General features: G+C 57.7%; 16 protein-coding genes and 1 pseudogene. 3 read left to right on the top strand and 14 right to left on the bottom strand.

The window, feature by feature from the left end; genetic code table 11:
* Positions 1-51: 51 nt before the first annotated feature.
* The 4 genes from KHO31_RS09800 to KHO31_RS09785 all read right to left on the bottom strand — a co-directional run bounded on the left by KHO31_RS09800 (position 52) and on the right by KHO31_RS09785 (position 3,830).
* A complete protein-coding gene (locus KHO31_RS09800; protein WP_211620580.1) occupies positions 52-1,293 on the bottom strand; it encodes a glycosyltransferase family 4 protein in 1,242 nt (413 codons plus the stop codon).
* Between the two features lie 113 nt (positions 1,294-1,406).
* Entirely contained in the window at positions 1,407-2,468 is a 1,062-nt protein-coding gene (gene rfaE1, locus KHO31_RS09795) for a D-glycero-beta-D-manno-heptose-7-phosphate kinase (protein WP_201139002.1), read from the bottom strand.
* Positions 2,431-3,579, bottom strand: coding sequence for a glycosyltransferase family 9 protein (locus tag KHO31_RS09790; RefSeq protein ID WP_201080406.1), 1,149 nt, complete (start codon positions 3,577-3,579; stop codon positions 2,431-2,433). The genes rfaE1 and KHO31_RS09790 overlap by 38 nt, the downstream gene beginning before the upstream one ends.
* The gene (locus KHO31_RS09785; RefSeq protein WP_201139004.1) at positions 3,576-3,830 is read right to left on the bottom strand and encodes a hypothetical protein; all 255 of its coding nucleotides are present in this window, start codon (positions 3,828-3,830) and stop codon (positions 3,576-3,578) included. The genes KHO31_RS09790 and KHO31_RS09785 overlap by 4 nt, the downstream gene beginning before the upstream one ends.
* Before the next feature lie 622 nt (positions 3,831-4,452).
* Here KHO31_RS09785 and KHO31_RS09780 point away from each other — a divergent pair.
* The 3 genes from KHO31_RS09780 (at position 4,453) to KHO31_RS09770 (ending at position 8,220) form a co-directional block, all read left to right on the top strand.
* Positions 4,453-6,039: an amino acid adenylation domain-containing protein gene (locus KHO31_RS09780; protein ID WP_211623148.1), complete on the top strand. Its 1,587-nt coding sequence runs from the start codon at positions 4,453-4,455 to the stop codon at positions 6,037-6,039.
* 91 nt (positions 6,040-6,130) lie between these two features.
* Positions 6,131-6,418 (top strand): acyl carrier protein, encoded by a 288-nt coding sequence (locus KHO31_RS09775; RefSeq protein WP_201080401.1) that lies wholly within the window; start codon positions 6,131-6,133, stop codon positions 6,416-6,418.
* On the top strand, positions 6,415-8,220 hold the full coding sequence (locus tag KHO31_RS09770; protein WP_211623146.1) for a serine aminopeptidase domain-containing protein: 1,806 nt from the start codon (positions 6,415-6,417) through the stop codon (positions 8,218-8,220). The genes KHO31_RS09775 and KHO31_RS09770 overlap by 4 nt, the downstream gene beginning before the upstream one ends.
* Positions 8,221-8,377: 157 nt before the next feature.
* Here the strand turns inward: KHO31_RS09770 and KHO31_RS09765 are convergent, their stop codons facing one another.
* From KHO31_RS09765 to galE, 10 genes and pseudogenes are all read right to left on the bottom strand, one after another.
* A complete protein-coding gene (locus KHO31_RS09765) occupies positions 8,378-9,700 on the bottom strand; it encodes a lipopolysaccharide biosynthesis protein (RefSeq protein ID WP_201084827.1) in 1,323 nt (440 codons plus the stop codon).
* Between the two features lie 11 nt (positions 9,701-9,711).
* Entirely contained in the window at positions 9,712-10,218 is a 507-nt protein-coding gene (locus tag KHO31_RS09760; protein WP_211623143.1) for a hypothetical protein, read from the bottom strand.
* A gap of 1,468 nt (positions 10,219-11,686) precedes the next feature.
* A complete protein-coding gene (locus KHO31_RS09755; protein ID WP_201108571.1) occupies positions 11,687-12,421 on the bottom strand; it encodes a Crp/Fnr family transcriptional regulator in 735 nt (244 codons plus the stop codon).
* A gap of 298 nt (positions 12,422-12,719) precedes the next feature.
* Positions 12,720-13,931, bottom strand: coding sequence for a right-handed parallel beta-helix repeat-containing protein (locus KHO31_RS09750; RefSeq protein ID WP_201139005.1), 1,212 nt, complete (start codon positions 13,929-13,931; stop codon positions 12,720-12,722).
* Positions 13,932-14,012: 81 nt separating this feature from the next.
* Complete coding sequence (locus tag KHO31_RS09745; RefSeq protein WP_328822715.1) at positions 14,013-15,392, bottom strand: oligosaccharide repeat unit polymerase; 1,380 nt, start codon at positions 15,390-15,392, stop codon at positions 14,013-14,015.
* Positions 15,393-15,397: 5 nt separating this feature from the next.
* Positions 15,398-16,465 (bottom strand): glycosyltransferase family 2 protein, encoded by a 1,068-nt coding sequence (locus KHO31_RS09740; RefSeq protein WP_201084830.1) that lies wholly within the window; start codon positions 16,463-16,465, stop codon positions 15,398-15,400.
* Positions 16,466-16,535: 70 nt separating this feature from the next.
* The gene (locus KHO31_RS09735) at positions 16,536-18,722 is read right to left on the bottom strand and encodes a polysaccharide biosynthesis tyrosine autokinase (protein WP_201084831.1); all 2,187 of its coding nucleotides are present in this window, start codon (positions 18,720-18,722) and stop codon (positions 16,536-16,538) included.
* 315 nt (positions 18,723-19,037) lie between these two features.
* Positions 19,038-19,901, bottom strand: coding sequence for a sugar transferase (locus tag KHO31_RS09730; RefSeq protein ID WP_201108569.1), 864 nt, complete (start codon positions 19,899-19,901; stop codon positions 19,038-19,040).
* Positions 19,902-20,509: 608 nt separating this feature from the next.
* A pseudogene (locus KHO31_RS39975) lies at positions 20,510-20,584 on the bottom strand (ABC transporter ATP-binding protein); the annotation flags it as partial.
* A 37-nt stretch (positions 20,585-20,621) separates the two neighbouring features.
* Positions 20,622-21,644, bottom strand: coding sequence for a UDP-glucose 4-epimerase GalE (galE, locus tag KHO31_RS09720; protein ID WP_201080385.1), 1,023 nt, complete (start codon positions 21,642-21,644; stop codon positions 20,622-20,624).
* Positions 21,645-21,654: the final 10 nt, after the last annotated feature.

Genomic DNA, 21,654 nt, shown 5'->3' with positions numbered 1-21,654 from the left:
GAAACACCCGGCAACCTGCGATTCTGGGAAGCGTTAAGAGGACGTCCTACCTCAACTGATCGATTTTTGTTCGCTGCCCGGCACGGGTGCCATAAAAGCTGGACGGTCCGCGAGCTCACGCTCCAGAACATCGAGCAATTGACGTGCAGACCGCTCCCACCGGAATCCGCGAGCATGTTTCCTTCCGCGTTCGCGCCAGGTTTCGCGCAACGCGGCGTCCTCCATCATCTGCCTGACCTTGTCCGCGATGTCGTCGACCGAATGCGCATCACAGTACATCGCCGCATCGCCGCATACCTCCGGAAGCGAGGCTTCACGCGACACGATGACAGGACACCCACAAGACATCGCTTCAAGCGGCGGCAATCCGAAGCCCTCGTATAGCGAGGGGAACACAAAACAGGCTGCATTTTCATACAGCGCTCGCAATTCACCGTCCGATACGAATCCCGCGGCGATGATGTTTTGCGACACGTCGTAACTCGCCTTCGCTCGTGGATTGAAGACCCGCAAATCGCATCCACCAACGACAACAAACTTCCAGTCATGGCGATCGCTGAGGCGCTCCATTGCGGCAACTATGCGTGAAAGGTTCTTTCCTACCGAGAGACTTCCGACAGCGAGTACGTAGCCATCGTTCTGCAGATTCAACCGTGACAGAATCGCCGTGTCCGGTGTGATCTTTTCAAAGTGGTCCACGCCATTCCAGACCACCGAAATGCGTGATGCGTCGACGCCAAGGCGCTCCATGATGCGTGTCTTTGAGAATTCCGACACCGTCACGATGTGTCTGGCGTTGCGCTTCAGGAGCGAAAGCGCGAAGCGATACCAAAGCCTGTACTTCCACGAGTAATTTTCCGGCAGATCGTAGATCGCAACGTCATGCATCATCACGACCTGCCGACGAACGAATAACGGGCCCATGTTGCAAAGGCTGAGAAGCGTTCGGCCGCCCGCCGCGAAAGGCAGTGCCAGTTGTTCCCACAGAGAACCCTTCAACCACCGGCCGACCATTTTTGCCTTCGGCAAGACAACGTCGGACCGCGCGTTGACAGGAATCAACACAGGCAGTTCGGCATCCTCAGGAAACAGGCGCTGGAACGCAATCGCGAGTTCATAACCAACACGCTGCACCCCTGTTATGCGTTGAGACGCAAACTTGCCATTGATTGCAAACCCGGCAGCGGGACCGTGCCATTGAGCGTATTGCGCCGAGCTAGCGTCCGCCGGCAGCGCGGCGTCAACAGCAGCTTCTCCCCGCCGCGCGTTGGACGTCTCCACGGACTGTTTCATCAGATATCGCTCCGGTATGCTAGGCGAGGTTGGCATCGAGAAGAGGCTGTCAGCCGGCACAAGGTGTCCGTACCGTGCAAGTTCGTCGACGTACCGCTCACAGACTCGCTGAGTCAGGTGCTCACACTACTTGGCTTTTCGGAGCGGGGCTTCACTCGCCAAGGTAGCAGGGAAATTCGCGCGAGAATGTTTCGTCGACGCGCGGAATGCAAGTCATGCTGTAGTGCCTGCTGAAGCTCAGGGCGGCGCACCGTTGCGGTTCCCAATTTAGCCACGACGATGCCCGCCGCGACATTGGAAAGCACAACGGCTTCGTCCAGCGGCATACCGGCACCGAGCGCGGCACTCAGCGTGGCAACGACGGTGTCTCCCGCCCCCGTCACGTCGAACACCTCACGCGCACGCGTCGGCAAATGCAACGGGGCATGGCCGCGAGCAATTAACGTCATGCCTTTCTCGCTGCGGGTCACGAGCACCGCTTCGAGATCAATCGCGTCGCAAAGGGCGGCGCCCTTGCGTTCGATAGCGGCGTCGCTCTCGCAAGACCCGACGACCGCCTCGAACTCGGAAAAGTTGGGCGTAATGACGGTGGCGCCGCGATAACGGTCGAAGTCTGTCCCTTTCGGATCGACGATCACGGGTTTTCCTGCACGCCGGGCGGCGGAAATCAGGTTCTTTGAATCGTGCAGTGAGCCTTTGGCGTAATCGGACAAGACGACGGCATCCACTTCGCTCAACTGCCGTTCAAAGACGAATATCAACTCATCGCCATTCCGTGCGGGGAAATGGTCCTCAAAGTCCGCCCTGATCATCTGCTGATGGCGAGAAAGAATGCGAAGCTTCGTAATCGTCTTGCTGCCCACGACGCGTTGGAGGAAGGCGTCGACACCGCCTTCGCGCAGCAACTCTTCAATTCGATCGGCGTGCGCGTCCTGCCCGGCGAGGCCAAGGAGACGAACATGAGCTCCGAGTGCCGCCGCGTTCAGCGCGACGTTTCCCGCGCCGCCGACACGCGTCTCTTCGGTTTGCACATGGACGACAGGAACGGGCGCCTCCGGCGAGATCCTGGAGGTCGAGCCATGCCAGTACCAGTCGAGCATGACATCGCCCACAACCATTAATTGAGCGCAGTCGAAATCAGGAGGCGAGAGCTTCACCGGCGGGTTTCTTGTCATGGCGGCCTAGATTGATTGAATAAACTTCACTCAAAACGTCGGCGACAGAAGCGACGCTTATGTTTCCCATCACGTACTTTGCATTTCTGGGGTATTCGAACCCAAGATTCAGGAACATTCCACCTTCTCGCTTGGGCACCGCAATGACTCCACGCTCTTTATTGACAGGGCCCCACCGAAACGGATTCGTAGGACCGTGCAGACTGATCATCGGGGTATCCAGCATGGCAGACAAATGCATGATTCCGGTGTTGACGCAAACGATGCACTCTGCCTGCCTTACGATTCCAACCACCGCCGTTAAGCTCACCTTGGCTGCCACGCTTACGACCTTTGGGCTGCCAATCAGGTCAACCAGTTGCTGAGCCCGTGTGGCGTCTTCCGGGCCCCCGGTTATGGCAATGGCATAGCCGTTGTCAATCAATATACGTGCAAGGTTGCGCCAGCACTCCATGGGCCATTCGCGCATTTCAAAATTTGTTCCAGCGGCCCATGGATGAAAAACAACATATCTATCGTCAATGACGAATGGCAAACCAGTGGGCCGGATCTCTCTGGTTATTCTCGGATATTCCGTCGACTCAATTCCCAGAGGGTGCAACAATCTTCTGAAGTTATCCAGCTCATGAAGGCCGTCGCAATGTTCGATGCTTGTATCGTAAGCATAGTGGCGGAATTGACGCCTGGTCTTGAAGCCAATTGTGAATTTCGTCCTGGCAAAAGCCGCCAATATTGCCGAAATCCTCGGCCATTGCGAGGTATCGATCAAGACATCAACTTCGTGCTTTCTTATTTCCCTGAGCGCATTCAACGGGCTGGTCAAAGGGACGATGACAATTTCGTCGAGTCCATCGAACAATTCATAGATGCGAGCGTTGCTTCGTGATGCAAATACCACCACTCTGGAGATTTTTTTTACTTTCCTCAACTCAGAAATAATTATCGACGACAAAATCGAGTCGCCGATCGCAGCGAAGGCAAACACGCCTGCCGTCACGCACTCGGTCGGCAGGCGCCGCCTTTTGCGAAACGCCCCTAGCACGTACAAAAAGGCGCCACCAAAAATCAGGTCGACGCGCTTCAGAAAATTCTGTCCACGCTCGTTTTTCATTTCAGGTCCAGCGACATTTCATGCCAGGAATTCTTTGATTCCCGATAGTCGTGAAGACCTCGGGCGCGGGCAGATAATCGTTGCGTTCCACCAGGCGTTTCTCGCCAGGTGTCTTCACGTTCTCGTAGTTCGAGCAATGTTGCCAATTCCACCTCGCTCGTCTGCTGGATGATCTGACGGGCACCGCGCTGGATCAGGTCATCCAGGCTGCCCAACGTTGCCGCTGCACCGTTGTTCGCTTCCTCCGTCAACCCTGTACATCAGATCCGACGATAGCCTCGAGGTATTCACGCGCCAGAGCGGAAGGTCGCAACAATCGGCGGCTTCGAGCGTCGACAGTTTGCAATGGCGGATGATGCAACTGTCATGTTCCGTGCAGGGAGGTCCGGCGTCTGTGCGGCGCCGAACGTTCGAATGTCCGCGTGAAATATCGCGTGAATAACCGTATATGACGGAGGTCGTGTTAAAAAAAATTCGTCGGTTTTCAGGAGCACATGCAAAACTCAGGAGTCTCCGCAGGTTTTACGCGTTCTCCGTGCTCCGCATTTGTCCTAAATCGAAGTCTGTGGGCGGTATCGCACAGAGGGCGGAAATTTTGAATTTTAAGCTTCGTGCGAACACCATTCGCCGGACCGTTTGGTTGGCGTGGGTTGTCTGTAAAGCCGGGGGCAATGCTGGGCAAGTCCATCGCTGAGAGCGCGGTAGCCGAGCCGCATGACCCAAACACGCGCCAACCGTCTGCACATACTGCTCGAAATAGCTGGAAGGCCAGGGCTAACTGGTGGCTTCACGAATGCCTGACATTGACATCGTCTGGAAGCCGAAGATTCTGAACGTTACCCAACGCAACCCTTGATAGATCGAGGCGTTCAAATGCTGCATACGTTCTTCTTTGATACCGCAGCTAGCCAGCCCGAAAGTCCTGCGCTATGGGTCGACGAGCACCTTTACAAGTACGGTGAGATTGCATCTCAGGCTCGCCGCGTGTCGGCAGGACTGAGAGCGGCCGCCCCGACTGGGGGCGCGAACCGTTGTTTGCTGTTCACTTATCGCAGTGTCGACGCCTACGTCGGCTTGTTGGGCATTCTGGACGCCGGTATGGCATATGTGCCGCTTATCCCAAAGTGGCCGGCCGCGCGGATCGCGGCAATCATTGAGCAATCCGGTGCGCCACTGATGCTTGTCGATCGCCGCTGTGTGGCTGCGCTCGATGAAGTGCTCTCCTTGCTGGATGAGTTGCCGCTAATTTTCCTGCTCGACCAGAATGCGGACGATTCGCACCTACCGTCTGTTGCCGATGGACTATTGCGGCTGCCGGACACGTCGTATGTGCAACATGAGGGCACGCCGCAGGATCTGGCCTACATCCTCTTTACTTCCGGCTCCACTGGCGTTCCCAAGGGCGTGCCGATCTCACACGCGAACGCCGATGCATACGTGCGAGGCCAATTGGAACTGGAAGATGAACACGAGAAATGGCCCGGAGCGCGCTACGTGCAATTCTGCGAGTTGAGCTTCGACCCGTCCGTGCACGACATGTTTGTCTGCTGGGCGAACGGCGGCTGCCTGTACATTCCTGAAACCGTCGATCCTGTCTATAACGCTGGCTTCATCAAGACTCACGAGATTACACACTGGAATAGCGTGCCTTCGGTGGCCGGCTTCATGGGCCAACTGCGTAAATTGAGGCCCGGTGTATTTCCGAGTCTTCGCGTCTCGGTGTTCGGCGGCGAGCCCTTGTCCAGCTCACTGGCGCTGGCATGGATGCGGGCCGCACCGAACAGCCGGCTCAGGAATATTTACGGGCCGACGGAAACGACCGTATCCTGCACTTCCTTCGAGATCACCGCCGAGTTCCTTGACGATCCGCGACAAGTGTCCATACCGGTCGGCTGGGCGGTTCCGGGCATGGAGCTGGTGATAGTGGATACCGACCTCGAACCAGTCGCCGCCGGGCAGACGGGTGAGTTATTGATCGGTGGCCCGCAGCTTGCAACTGGCTATCTGCTACCCAGTGAAGCCGGCAACAGTCGGTTTGTTGAGGCGACCTTTCCGGGCCGGCGCGCACGACGTTGGTATCGAAGCGCTGACGCTGCGCGAGAATCCATGCGGCACGGAATCGTGTTCCAGGGACGACTCGATACTCAGGTCAAGATTCGCGGTAACCGGATCGAACTGGAGGAAGTCGAACATGTCGTCGAGGCGTGCAGCCATGCTGCGCTATGCGCGGTCATCCCATGGCCGCTCAACGAAGTCGGCAGTGCTATCGGCCTCACCGCCTTCGTGACGAATCCTCGCGTCGATATCGAGCGAATTCTGCAGGCGTGCCGGCTGCACTTGCCGGCCTATGCCGTACCTGAAAGGATTGTTGTCGTCGACACGTTACCCCTTAACGTGAACGGCAAAATTGACAGGAAAGTCCTCGCCGCACAGTACATGCGCGACCAGACTGTCGACTAACGTTTAGAGACCGAAGCTTCCAGGCGAAATTGCAGCACACAGCATTAGCACATCGATCCTATGAAGAATGTTCGAATTTTTGGGAAAAAAGATGAAAGCCGACTTGCGCCGCATTCTCTCAGAAACGGCATGCCTGGACGTTCCAATCGAAACCCTCGGCGATAGCGATGATCTCTACGCTGCCGGCTTGTCATCGCTTGGCTCGGTCCGCGTAATGATGGCTATCGAAGATGTGTTTGGCATAGAGATACCAGATGAGTTGATTACCTATGACCTCTTTCGGAGTATCGATTCCCTCGAGAACACGATCGGGCAAGTTCGTGCCGGAGGAGATAGGGACCAGGAGGAAACCACGCGCCAGTGCGCCGACAAACCATGACAAGTACTCCGACAACGACGCCGGTAACGTTCGATGGCTGCCTGGGTTGGCTGCACCGGCCGGCAGGCCATCAGGCCACGATAGGCGCAGTGTTGTGCAATCCTTTCGGCTACGAGGCCCTGTGCGCTTACCGTGGTTGGAGCGAGCTTGCCGAAGCACTGGCGGCGGGCGCTGGCATTCCCGCGCTGCGCTTCGACTATCCTGGCACTGGCGACTCGAAAGGCATTGAGGAGGACCCTGACCTCTTTCGCGCGTGGATCGACAGCATCAAGGCAGCGGCAGCGTATCTGCGGGCCACGACCGGTGTCGAACGCCTTATCTTTTGCGGTGTACGCCTTGGGGCGACACTGGCGGCCATCGCAGCGGAAGAAATGGGCGGCGTCGATAGCCTGGTGATGGTGGCGCCCGTCATAACCGGCAAGCGTTATATCCGGGAACTGGGCATGCAGCATAAGAGCTGGCTCAGCACGCCCACCGGCCTCCAGTTCGCGCAATCTGATGACGACGGGCGCGCTGTCGGCGCCTATGGTTTTCAGCTATATCCGGACTCGCTCGAACAACTGGCCACTGTCGACCTTGAGAAAAACGGCCGACATGTCGCGCGGCGAGTGCTGCTCCACGATACCTGCGACAACCCACATATAAACCGGCTGCTCGAGTCTTACCATCGTCAGGGTGCCGAGGCGGACGTACAGATCTTTTCCGAGTATGACAAGTTTCTGGTCGATCCTTGGTTTAGCGTACCGCCCAGGAATGCATTTAACAGCGTGCTTGTGTGGCTGGGTTTGCCTCCCGCCATGCAAGCCCTGCCCGCGCCCAACGTGCTTGCACCCGCCGCCGACACAAGAATCGATTTCGCGGGCGGCCATGAGACGCCTGTGGTATTCGGCGGTGCGCGCTACGTCGGCGTCTTCTGCCAGCCGCGCCGCGCACTCCAGGGCGCCCCTGCTGTGCTGTTCGTCAACACCGGCGGTGTTCATCGCGTCGGCGAAGGACGTCTGGCCGTACTGATGGCGCGCCGGCTCGCCGCGCAGGGTATCGCCTCGTTACGTATGGACCTGGGCGGCCTTGGCGATAGCGAGCGCCGCGACGATTCGCAGACGCTCGGCGTCGTCTACTCCCGTCACGGCGTGACAGACGCGAAGGTCGGCGTCGACTGGCTATTGGCGGCCGGCTACCCGAAAGTCGTCATGTTCGGCGTCTGCTCGGGTGCATACGTCAGCATTCATACAGCCTTGGCGCATCCCGGCGTAGTGGGCTGCATGTCGGTCAATATGCCGTTCTTCGTGTGGCGCCGCGCGCAAATGCTACCGGGAGCCCGCGCTGTCGAATCCAGCCTTGTCTACTGGCGCGCAATACGCGACCTGCGCAAGTGGTACGGATTGCTGAAGGGCCAGACGAACGGCATGACGATCTTCCGCGAGCTCGCGCGTCGCTGGTGTACGCGCGCCGTTGCACGCATAAGCGGCCCGTTCGAACGCTGCATCGGCTTAACGACCTCGACCGGCGCGATCCGTCGGCTCGTGACGGGCCTCGAGCACAAAGGTGTGCAGACGTCGCTGGTATACGGCGCGCTCGACGCAGGGCTCGAGGAACTGACGATTTATTTCGGCCCCAACGGCAGCGAACTCGGGAAGCTGACGAACGTGAGGGCGAAGGTGCTGGAGCGGGTGGATCACGCGCTCTTCTCGCGCTCGGGGCGTGAGGCGGTGATCAGTCACTTCGAGCAATTTCTCCGCGAAAGAATTCTCGATGCTGAGGACGTTGAAGCGTTGTGCACTGCCGTTTTGCGCGCGAGTTAACCGCAACCTTGGTGAAACGGCAGGAACGTCGTCGCGGCGGCCCTAAGTTGCGGCCGCTGCGCGACCCTGTCTTGCGTGAGTCAATCCCAGCGGTACGTCCATGCCATTCTTGAGCACTTTTGTGGCTTAACGTAAGACCGCACGTTTTTTGTTTTCGTCAACCTTCATCGTCAGTATTTCGCGCCCCCGCGCCGACACCGCACGCAAAACACACTTTCGCAAACGCGCGAGCAGACTCCCGCCTGAAGTCTGTCAACAGGCCAAAGCGCGCTGCAAGGCCGAGCAGCATCATCGAGAGCGTTGCCTCACTGATCACCCGCGCCAACGCCATGCCCATCGCACCGTGCCGAGGTGCAAGATAGAGCGCCGCGGCGAGGTTGGCGATCCCGGTCGTCACCCCGGCCAGAGCGAGCGAGCGGTCCTTTTCTAGCGGAACGAACACGTAAAAGCTGATGAACTGATTGAATGCGGCAAAGGGAAACATCCACGCAAAGCACTGCAATACAGGAGCGCTCGGCGCGAACGCTTCGCCGAGAATCAGTGGCAATAGCAATGGCGACAGCACGAGCGCGCCGCAAAGTGCGAGCAGTCCGTAGCCGATCAGCAATGCACCGCCCCGACGAGTCGTCGCTCGCGCGCCATCATGGTCGCCTTGCGCAAGCTGCCGCGAGATGGTCGGAACGAAAACCTGCGCTGCCGGCCCCATGAGGCTCAGTCCAATGGTGGCAAAGCGCTCCGCGGCACCGAAGTAGCCGACTTGTGTCGGCGTCGACAGAAGCGTAAGCAGATAGGTGGAAAACGACATCAGAATGACTGATCCCGTGGAGTAACAGAACAGCATGGTGGAGCTACGAATCAACTGACTGACGCCGGTCGGCCGGATTCGCGGTAGTCCCATGTCGTAGATTGTCAGCCCATATGCAATTATCGAAGTGGACACGCCTGCGATCAGCAGACTTCCCAACACCCATGACGAATCCAAAGGACTGCGGACGATCGAGAGCACCAAAACGAGACTCATCGCGAATCCGACGACCTCGAGGATGATCGGCGTGCGAAACCGATGGCGCCCCTGGAAAAGCCAGCCCAGATTCGACCCGGACACGATGCCAAGTATTGTCGCGAGGATGCCGATAGTCGGACGTTCTGAAAGAACCGGCGAGCAGAACGTGGCGATCAGACCCACTATCCCGCCGAGCAACCCCATCAGCACACGGGCGCTCACATGCAAGGAAAAAATCTCGTTGAATTCGCTGCGCACGTGCGCCTTGGACACGTCTCGCATTCCGACAACGGTAAAGCCGTAGCTCACCAGCATCCAGATCACATTCATCAGCGACATCGCCGCCAGTACGCGACCGTATTCGGTGAGACCGAGTACGCGTCCGTAGAAGGGAATGACAACAATGAGGTAGATGTACCTCATGATGTATCCGGCGTACACGAACACCAGTACTCGAGTATTCTCCGTCCTTTTCATAGCGGTTTCTCTCAAGCCTCTCCGAGTGTCCAGGCGCGCCATAGCAAGCGCTGCCGCGACGACGAACAAGCGGGTTCGACATATAGCGAACCACGTGGTTCGAAAGTGGCGAGCAAGGGAAGAAGCACTGATTGTATAAAGCCAATATGATCGAGAGGCGCTCTACGTACGCCTTGCGGACCCCATCTTAGCGGCTGTTTGCCGCTTTCCACCGTGTCGACGTGGATCGTTTGCGCAAGCTCGGCGTCGCGAGCAAGGTCGACGGAGTAGGTGATCTCGACGAGACCACCGCTGCTCTTATCGTGGTCGGCATTCACAGCAAATTTCTCCGCGATTGCACCCCGAATAAGAAGCGGCCTGGGAGCAGTCGATACGTCGCAATCGAAGCGCTGAATGACCGGCTCCGCAACCGAACGGCTTTGCATCGCTACTTTCTCATTGGACAAGGACGGGGCTGGCGGCAGGCTTTGCCGATCCAGCGGCGAAACCCCAAGTTCATTGAGGTCGGACAGATCCACACGGACGAGCGCGTTGGTCGTACACATTTGCGTTGCAAAAAACCACGTAGGCACTTGCGAGCGTAACCATCAACACGGTGACGGCAGCAATTTTCGCCTAGCAATCGCGCATCGCCTTCGGCATTTCGCGGGCAAATAGATAAAGACGTTCACTGTCCGGTTGGACTGTAATCGAAAGGAAAGGCAAGTGGTCCATCGACGTATTCCTCAAATTGGAACGGTATTTCGTCTGCCGATAATACAAGTGCCCCCGTAAAATACCTTGAATCAACTATCTCGGCACTACGAAACGATTACAGCGTCTTACATCAGGCCGTTGAATCGGGAGAGAGCATGCCCAACATGCGAACAGCGAGGAAATTGAACGGCGTTGCCGGATACCGTAACCGATTTTTCAGCACCTCATGCGTTTCCACGACGATAGCGAGTCGCATTCAGCCGCACTGTGCGCGAACGCACGCTATCCAGAAGCATCGCCGGGTCCGTGGTGAATCAGGTCGTCAGCCGCCGCACGGGCAGGAACGGACAGATCAGCTGAATTGACGAACGGGCGCACTGCACGGGCGGGCCAGGGTCGCGGTTTTGAACGGGGAATTCTCGTCCTGTTGCGTCCCTGCGCTCGAGATAGCCGCCTCCTTGCGCGTCCCGAAGAAAAAATTATTTATCCTCTCGTGGCGTTCTGGAACGTGCGACACATAATGCACATACGAAAACGCCGATGATCACGCCGAATGTGAAGCATAAGAAATGTGTCAAAACGCTCAACATTTACCGGGTCCTTTCAATTGAGGCGAGATTGAAAATTTATAACGATTCACCTCCTGCGCGATTACCGGGAACCACCGCACGTGGCCTGTAGCGCAACGTGCCGAACGTGAAGGACACATAGAGGCAGGGGCGATGGCGTGACGCTGCGGTTGTCGCGGCAAACATCATATGGTACTAGAATTGCGACCAGGTCGAAAAACGGATGCCTCTGAAGCAGTACGTGTAGGGTATGACACCGGACGTGGCAATAGACTCCAGCCGTGACGCGAAAGATCGCGCCAGTCCACCTATCTCGAGACGCGCCTTCTTCTTTCGCTCCATGCGCCGCCGGTAGTCAATTGCAGCCTTCCGGATATAACGACATCGTCAGGTTCGATTTGAACGATTGCGTGCAGCCGAACACCATGGATGTCGTTCACGACGCGCTAACGAAGTTGGCAAGAATGAACGGCGAGATATGTTCGATCCGTTGCGCTGAATGGCTCGCGCTGGCGCGCACTGCGGATGCTCCCCCGTGACGTCCTACCGTCGGAATTGGTGCGTCGGCAGACCTAAAGCGGTTTACAGGCAGGTTGTTTTGAGCACATGGTCTGCGACCTGTGCTCGATAATATGCGTGGCGCAGGGACGGAAGCGGCAACCCGGCGCCGTCATTCTGGATGCCCGCCAAGGTGTCCATTCGGACGCGGATAGATAATTCCTCAGCGTGTAACTTCCATCGCCGTGATGCGTGGCAATAGCCGGTCGAATTCGCGTCTGACGATCTCGTAGCATTCGCATGACCGCGCCTCGAGCCCTGTTCGATCGACGATCCGGACATGGCCACGACTGTGATGGATGAGGTCGGCTTCGCAAAGCTTGCCGGACGCCTCAGTCACCCCTTCACGACGCACGCCGAGCATATCCGCAATCAGTTGCTGGGTCACTTGCAAATCACACGTGCCCGAACGATCGATGTCGATCAGCAGCCACCGGCACAATTGCTCGTCCAGTCGATGCAGCCGGTTGCACGCCGCCGTCTGTGCGACCTGGGTGAGAAGGGCTTGCATGTACAACAGCATCAGCGAACGTAGAGAAGGGCAAGTGCCCAACGCTTCGCGCAGTTTTTTTGCGCTTACTCGGTAAGCAAAGCCCCGGCATTGAGCCTGAACGCTGGCTGGCATGGTATCTCCGCCCGTCAGGATCGGCACGCCTGTCGTGCCATCCCTGCCGATCGCGGCGATTTCCACCGAACTTCCGTTTTCCATGGTCTGCAGCAGGGAAACGATCGCAGTGGCCGGAAAATAGACGGTTCGTATGAGTTCGCCGGATTGCGACAGCAGTTGCCCCGGACTTAATTCGACGAGTTCGAGATGAGGAGCCAGCACTTCCCATTCATGCGTTGGGAGCGCCTCGAGAAGACGGTTACCACGCTGGTATGCCTGGAATGTCGTCATCATTTCCCTCACGTAAGTATCGCAGGGCCCGCCGGGGTACGGCAGACCTCCACTCGAATCGAGAAGCCAATGGCGATGCATTGCCCTCGCTCGCGCGGTCAGCAAACAAAAGCGGTAATGGAGACGATCAAAGGTCCGCGATGGTTATCGCGTTGCCTTCGCTGACGCAGTGCAGCATAGACGGCGAAGGGGGCGAGCCAATAAATCTGGCGGGATAGCCCGGACGATCGGCGGAATTGAAAGGGCATATTTGCGTTGGACGTTCGTTCCAACTCTGGCCCCGCAACTCACCCGAGGTTCAGTGCGTTTGTCGTGCTGCGCGAACACTCGTGTTGACGCGCGGCAGGAGCGCCGCATCGGCACCGGTTATAGGGGGCTCGCCAGTGGCGGAGGTGCCTACCGGTTGCGTGAATACCTTGCCGTCAAGTGTGTTGACGCTGGAGACGATCTGGCTCGGCGCACAATTTCTACTCTGCATCGAAATCGGCGAGCCTCTTATCGAAGCGAACGCGCTGTTGGTGATGCGGTACTGACAGACGTTGCCAAGCGCGCGAAAGCCACCGTAGTTCGCCCGCAAGACTTTATTGTCCGTTACCAACACGCGCGAAACTGAGCCCGCGCCGGTGTTGATGTCGATCCCCGCGTGCTGCGCTGCTGGCCATTTGTTGTCGGGACTCGTCGAATTCTCTATGTCTGACACGATGTTATTGTGGATCACAACATTCGTCGCGTTATAGGTCCGGTAACCATCTTCCTGCGCGACCAGGATGCCGGCCGCTTTCTGCACGCCCTGCACTGTGTTGTCCGACAGCGTCACGTTGGAACCACCAACCACCGACAGACCTCTGCCCCAGTAATTGCCCGACACCCTGTTGCCGGTGACGAGTATGTTCCTGCATAAGGCGCCGTCCGTCTGGTAGCTGACGATTGCGATCATGTCATCGCCCGTGCCAATCACGGTATTACCCGACACCAGAACGTTCTGCGATCCGCCCGTGATGTGTATCCCGTCGGCTAGCGTCGCGCTAACCCAATTTCCCGCTAGCGCGACGCTAGTCGCACCAGACACGAAAATACCCGCGCTCGCGCCGCCCTCGATCCTGGTATCGAGAATCTGGATGCCTGTGCCGCGCACCACGATTTTCGCGGAACTTTCGGTTTCGAGCCGTTTACTACCCGTGCCGCGCAGCGTCAGACCAGCGACCGTCGCGTTCGTCCCGTTGACGACGAGTGATTGATCGTTAGGGTGGGTCGCAACCAGCGTGGCGCCATACCCGGACACCACCACGCTCTGCGCCTTGACAACCAACGAATGGCTTACGACGTAAGTACCCGGCGCGATCACCAGCCGTTGGCCGTCACGCAGCGCGTCGAGCGCGGTCTGAATGATATCGGCTTGATCGCTGCCGTCACTGGACGGATGGATCGTGTCCGGTTGCGCGTAAGCGAGCGTCGCACAACACGACGCGATCGCAATGGCCGACAGGACGCGTTCGATTTTCTTGGTCATGCGGCCTTTCTTTAGCGCACACTCCGTCTTTCAGACGAAACGGCAATGAATAGACTGAGCATAAAGCGCGCCCCATGTGTGTCAGTATTGTGACGCTACTGTGCGAGTGGGCCTGACAGGTCTCGTTCTAAAGAAACGGAACACGATGATCAGCATCGCGACCGAAACAAAGTTTCTGCCGCTAAACAGAATTGGAACACGCAGGATCTCGAACAACGACACCATCAAGACCGGATGCGCGCAGCACCAGAACCCGTTAGAGCTGCGCCATCCTGAATAGCTCCTGTTGAACACCCAGCCGATGAAAGCAGCGACGAACAGTGCAAACCAGCCCCATTCGTAGAAATGCACGAAGATACCGGACGGATTATTGAATTCCGGGTCGGCGTTGTTGCTCAGAAAGGCGACGTAGTCCGCATTGAAATCGGGGTGTGCCAAAAGAAGGTCGCCGAGTATCGGAAACCTGAACAACCAATCGAGGGTGAACACGGGTTCGCCTACGCCCCAACCGAGAATCTTTAGAACCCCGGCGCCATTGTTGAGCGCAGTCGAGTAGTACAGCGCAAGCCGCTCGAGCGCGAATTCGAAGATGTTGCTATAGACGTTGATATAGTAGGTTTCCCACGAGCGGTTGTATTCATTGGCGATGAAGAACCCGATCAGCGGCACGATGGCGGCATAGGGCCCGAGCTTCAGAATCCTGGAAGGTGTCCGATGCGAGCGCCGGAATTTCACAAGCATTAACACGAGCGGAATCACGAGCTCGATCAGCGCAAGGCGCTCGGCAAAAATAAAGCTTCTTAGCAGCGCCAACCCGAGGAGGACGAGCAGGTAGATCTTGTACCGTGTGATGCCCCGCTCGGGTTGCCGGAACACATAGAAGTACAAGGGCACGTAAGCGACGGCCACCTGCGTCAGTGTGCTTATCCCGGCAATCCGACCTTTCGCCGCGATCAGGTCGTATGCGCTTGCGTCGCCGCTGAAGAACGACAGGATGAGCGCCGGGTGGGCGATCACGCCACTCATCATGGTCAGGTAGCCAATCAATGAGAGCACAAAGAGCGCATCGAGCACCCATCGCGATATCTCGACCGGTTCCTGACCGGCCCTTGGGGTCACGGTTCGGCCGAAGTAGGACGCCGCCAGGATGGTAATGAGGAACAGTGCGGCGACCAATGCATAGAAACCGTTGAAATACAGTTGTCCGATTGCTTTCTGATCGCCCAACAATTCTATCGAAATCAACGCGTAGAGCGGCAAGATGAAGAACAGCATCACGCGCGCCGGGTCTTCCCACCAGTAACCGTTGAATGCAAGTTGTCCGCGCATCGATATGCGGACATACTCTTGCGCCGGGCCAGCCCAGCTGGACCGTTCAGCCGGCTCGCCAATCTTGTTCTGCATTACGTTTTCTCCTGAGACTGCCTGCCCAACGCGGCAAACCACATCACTCGCCGCCATTCGGCTCAACGGGCGTCCGGCTGCAATTTGCCGACACGGCCCGCTCTTGTCAGCGGATTGGCGATGTAGCGCACCGCGCGATCGCTGACCGATGTCAACGGAATCAGACAAAGTCCTGTCAGACAGGACACAGCTAATTTCTTGCGCATGCTCCAGAACGGATTCGCAAGCACGGTATGGAAATAGCTCCCGGATTCGAGCACGAACCAGCGCCATCGGCGCGCGAGCGACGCCTGATACAGGCGGTCGGCAAAGTGTGCCTTTTCAGTTGAGAAGTCGAAAAACGCTACGGGGAGTGTTTCTCCGAGCCTCTCTTGCGCGACGACGCGCAGCGTCGACCAGCGGAGTGCAGCCTTTCTTGCGAGGGCCAGCGGACCTTCCGAGTTGGAAAATGCGAGCTGCGCCGTAGAACCGTTCGCCCCGCTCGCTCCGTTCGCGATGCTTGCTGCAGACCGGTGAACCCGATATCCGCCTAGCGGGAGATCGAGCATACAAACGTGGCCGAGGAGCGCAATACCGTAGATCGCATAGAAATCTGCGCCATGGCGATTGTCGGATGTGACGGGAATGGGAAAGATCCGCTTCAGCGCCGCAACCCGGTAAGCGTTGCCTGAACCAGGTGGCGATGGATAGAGCCAACCCGCGCGCAGCAGCTTGCCGCAGTCGGCGACCGCCGTGGTTTGCGGTACGGTGACGCCCGTCTTGTCGCCTTCGTGGGTCACCACATCCAGCTTGAATTGCACTTTGACGTAGTCACCGGATGCGAACGCTGCGATCACGCGACTCACCGTGTCCGCATACAGCAGGTCGTCAGCGTCCAGAAAAATCACATAAGGACTATCGATCTGCTCGAGCGCGCGATTGTAGGCGGCCACCTGGCCGCCGTTTTCCTGAAAGATCGCGGTGATGCGCTCGCCGTACGATTGGATGATGTCGTGTGAATCGTCCGTCGATCCGTCGTCGACGACGAGCACCTGGGCCGCGCCGACCGTTTGCGTCAGCGCGGAATCGATCGCACAGCGTAGATACTCGCCGTAGTTGTAATTACAGATCACCACTGTCATATTCGACATGGTTTCCCCATGGAACTATCGTGAGCGGAGGTGGCGTGCTGCTGCCGCGCATAGATAGCTCACTGCGAGATCATTGTTGCGCAGGCTGCTCTGTAAAGCGACCGCGTCTGTAATCACCCAGCGTGCTATCCGCGTAACCCGCATAACCGGCGTAACCATATTTGCCCGGCAATGCCTTGAAGTCGTTGAGCACCACGCCGCGGATCGGCACACCTGCCTGCGCCAATCTGCGAGCGCTCTCACGGATATCGGGCAACGTGGTCACGCCATGGCGAGCCACCATGAAGACCGCGCCGGCGGCCTGCCCCAGCATGATCGCATCGGGGACCATCAACAGCGGGGGGCCATCGATCACCACCATGTCGTATTGCGAGCTGACCTCGTCGATCAGGTTCGACAATTCGGGGCGCAACAGCATCTCACTCGGACCGGACGGCGCTTCACCCGTGGACAGAAAGTCGAGCCCCGGCAACACGTTGCGCTTTAATACCGCGTTGATGTGGTGGGTGCCCGCCACAACTTCTGACAGCCCGTGACCGCACTCGACCTTCAAGTACTGATGCAAAACGCCCTTACGCAGATCGGCGTCGATCAGCAGCACGCGTTTATTCGACGCACCGGCCAGCGTTGCAAGATTCGCAGAAACGAACGATTTGCCGATGCCCGCGGTCGGACCGGTGATCAGCACAGCCCGGTTACGCGCTTCCGGGAGCCTGAATTGCAGTATTGCGTAGAAGCTGCGCAGGCTTTCGATGGTGGGACAATTGATCGAGCCATCGGTGAGCATGAGAGGTGCGGCCGGCTTCACCAGCGCGTTGCGACGCGTGTAATCAGGCAGACGGCCGTGCGGCGGCACCGTCGCGTACACGGGCAGACCGATCGACGCTTCAATTTCCTGCGGGTCGTCCACACGGCCGCGCACGCGCCGCCGGAAGAACACAAGACCCGCGCCGATCAGCAGACCGGAGATTATTGAGCCGCCAATCACGACGCCGACGCGCGGCTGAATGGGCTCCTCCGTCGGCATCGCGGTATCGATCAGCCGAACATTACTTACCTTACCCGCGCCCACGAGCGTGAGTTGCTGACGGGTACCGAGCTGAATCCTGTACAGGTCGGAGCTGACCTGCACGTCACGCTGTAGTTGCAAAACGCTCTGTTCGAGTGCCGGCAACGCCTGGGTGGCTCCCAGCACCGCTGCTAGCGCCGCCTGTGCGTCCTGCAACTGGCGGTCGACGGCCTGCACCTCGGGATACCCCTCGGTGAAGCGCGACATTAATTCGCTGCGGCGCTGCTTCAGGTCGAACACCTTCACCTGATCCGCTACCGATTGTTGCAGCAGGGCCGTGCCGTACTGACTCGTATCAAGCGTGCCGTGCTCCGCCCGGAAAGCGTTGAGTCGGGCTTCGGCCGCTTCCAGTTGCGCTTTCAGCACCGGCAGTTGCGTGTCCAGAAAGCGGATCGCCTTGTTCGCCTCTGCGGATTTGCGCTGCCCGTTCTGTTCGATATATGCGCGACCGATTTCATTCAGAATCTGGCTGTCCTCTCTCGGATCGGTACCGTCGAGTGTCGCGCCGATGATATTGGACTGTTTGCCTCTCTCCAGAACCGCAACGGTGTTCTGCAACCACTCGATCGTGCCGGCTTCCGAATAGCGGCTTAAATTGAAGGTTGCACCCGGCTTCCCGTCCACGTGCTGCACCAGCAGCTCGACCGGGCCATACGACGTCTGCTCGCGAAGCATCTGGCCGACATGGCCCTGAAGCTGAAACTTGTCCCCGAACAGGAATCCGCCCGAAAGCGTGTAGGCTCCGCCCTGTCCCAGCGTCAGCTTGAGAGTCTTGCTATACAGCCGCTGCGGGACGTTTAACGTCGCGACGTCGATACTTTCCTTGCCGCTCACATAGCCGCCGGGCAGTGGGGTCGACAAGTCGTCCGAACGCTCGGAGAGCCACCAGCCAACGACCGGGATATACCGCGGTTCAGCGTCGATATAGAGCTTCAGGTTGTTGACCGCTTGCGATGTGACCAGCCTCGACTTCAGTACCTCGATCTCAGATGACACATCGGTCTTCAAGTCGAACATCGACGACACGTCGCCTAACGCACTCTTTGGTAGTTCCGGAGTCTGCTCGACCTCAATCAGGATATCGGAGCGAAACACAGGCTGCTTGAACGTCGCGTAGCCAATGCCTGCTAGCAGACACAGAAGTGTCGAACCGATGATGACCCAACGCCCGTGATAGAAGGCGCTCATAGAGTGGCCTGTCGACGCAGGTTGCTGATGCGCCGGCTCGAAGTTCGATGTTGACCAATTCGCATGATTCACTGTCATAAACTCCTCAAACTTCTGGATTTCCCGGTCATTGCGCAGGTACCGCACGGACAGGCGGATTCCATCGCGAAAGCCCCTTCATTGCCGAGTCCGCCTGCAGTCCCTGTCGTCTGAGTCCGCAGTTCAACAACGCGTCTCCAGCGAAAGTGTTCTCATAGCAGTCGATTCGACGACGTGAACTATTTCATAGGCACGCTGCAGTACGGATTACTTGGTTTCGGCTGGAGTGCATGCTGTTCAGTACGCGCCTCTGCCGTCGAAGACTACTTTGAATGTTCTCAGCAGAATGCCGATGTCGAGCAGCGTTGAACGTTCTTTCACGTAAGTGACGTCCAGTGCGACTCTCGATGGATAGTCAATATTGTTTCGTCCGCTGACTTGCCACAATCCTGTCAATCCGGGTCTGACCGACAGGTAGTAGTAGGCGTCGGCGCCATACCGTTCCAGCTCCTCGTTGACGATCGGGCGAGGGCCGACCAGGCTCATGTCGCCGCGAAGGATATTCCAGAGTTGAGGCAGTTCATCGAGGCTCGTCGTGCGCAGAAACCGGCCGACGGACGTGATGCGCACATCGTTCTTAAGCTTGAAATCGCGATTCCATTCCTCACGCGCGCTGGCGTCGGTGGCAAGGAGTTGAGCGAGAACGACGTCGGCTTTCGGTACCATGGAGCGGAACTTTAAGCAGCGAAACGGCCGTCCGCCTTTTCCAACCCGGGTATGACCAAAAAAAGCTGGCCCGCCGTCGCTCAGCACGACGCACCCGATCACGAGGAAAATCGGGCATAGCGTGAGGAGCAAGGCGGACGCGCCAACGATATCCAAGGCGCGCTTCGTAAAGTCGCTTTTCCTGACCGGCAAGCCAGGATCGTTCGCCGCAGACAAGGTGAGACAAGCCATAGGACTTGCCGCTGTTTCCGTTGAAGAGTCCGAAGGAAACGATTCTTCGCTGCGACTGAATTCCGTCGTGCCATCCATATGAGAAGCTGAAAAGGTGCGACCGCTCAGATCCGCACGTTCGGCGTACGAACGACTGGCGTGGCGGGTATCGAAAGGGGCGACTTCCTTTGACACCGATTCCGATACCTTGCCGACTAAAGCCATCGCTGCCCCCGGGTCGAAGTGTGTTGACGGATACATCAGTGTTTCGGTATTGCAAGTCGTACCGGTTGATTCAACAAAAAATCGGCATAAAAGTCTCTCCATACAATATGGAAAATGTATTCCGCGCATGCGACGCGTCGAGATACATGAGGAATCGAAGCCTAATTATTTCCGTATCGCTTTGCGATTCCACGTCCATCAGCAGGAAAGTCGTAAAGTGCCGATGTCTTGGCCGACTCAAAAGACAAGCAAATAGGTATTACTAAATCGTCACGAGGCAGTTATTGGCAATACGAAACGTTTTTCGGCAACACTGTCCAGCTATCACGTCGCGAAGTTATTTGACGACCAATTCGATAGATAAATCGTCATAATTCGGCTTACTGTCTCCTGCATTTTTGCATCATGATTGACATGACCTTTAATGCAAAGAAGCACTGCGCCTGCTCGGCCCTTGGTCGAGCAATGTTTAGTCGTAGCGTATCTGTAGGAATACCGCTATTCCGTTCGGTACAGCACACAACGTGCGGTTAGGAAACGCTCCGATGTGTGTGATGAAAGCGGCTCGTCGTGCCGATGCCGGGAGTGGCGGAGATAATGGCGGCGTGATGTCGCATGACATAGTCATTGTCGGCCACGTTGAGTGCCGCCGCCGCGAATTGCTCGACCAACAGCATGGTGACCTTTCGTCGATCATGCTGCTGTCGAGCTGTAATTTACTTAAGCGAAGCCCTGCGGATTCGCCGCCTGCCACCGCCAGTGATCCGCACACATCCTCTCGATCCCAAACTCTGCGCGCCAGCCAAGTACCTCCAAAGCCGCCGCCGGATCCGCGAAACACGAAGCCACATCACCTGGCCGCCGCGCCACGATCTCATACGGCACAGGCTGCCCCGAAGCCTTCTCAAACGCCTTCACCACGTCGATAACGCTATACCCCTGACCCGTCCCGAGATTCACGACAAAACTGGCATCGCGCTTAACCAGCGCGTCCAGTGCGGCCAGATGCCCACGCGCCAGGTCCACAACGTGGATATAGTCCCGCACCCCGGTGCCATCCGGCGTCTCATAGTCACCCCCAAACACGCGCAGTTTTTCGAGCTTGCCGACAGCAACCTGCGCAACATAAGGCATCAGGTTATTCGGAATACCCGCCGGATCCTCCCCAATCAACCCGCTCTCATGCGCGCCAACCGGATTGAAATAGCGCAGCGTCGCAATCCGCCAGGAAGAATCCGCCACTTCCAGATCACGCAACACCTGTTCGGCAATCAGTTTCGATTGCCCATAAGGATTGGTCGCCGAGAGCGGAAACGATTCATCGATCGGCGAGCTTTCCGGCACGCCATACACGGTCGCCGAAGAACTGAACACGAACTGCTTGACGTTTCGATCGCGCATCACGCCGAGCAGCGCCAGCAAACTGCCGACGTTATTGCTGTAGTACTCGATCGGCTTGGCGACCGATTCGCCCACCGCCTTCAGCGCCGCAAAGTGAATCGCACCGGTGATCGGGTGTGCGTCGAAAATACGGTTGAGCGCCGCTTCATCGCGCGCGTCGGCTTCGTAGAAGGCCACGGTCTTCCCGGTGATTTTCTCCACGCGCCGCAGCGATTCGCGGTTGCTGTTCACGAGATTGTCGATTACCACGACGTCGTAACCGCCGTTTAGCAGTTCGACGCATGTGTGCGAGCCGATAAATCCTGCTCCGCCCGTTACCAGAATCGTACCCTTCGTGGTCATGCTGTTGCTC

This window comes from Paraburkholderia domus (assembly GCF_905220705.1).
GTDB classification, from domain to species: Bacteria; Pseudomonadota; Gammaproteobacteria; order Burkholderiales; family Burkholderiaceae; genus Paraburkholderia; species Paraburkholderia domus.
This window is presented reverse-complemented; position numbering and strand designations above follow the sequence as displayed.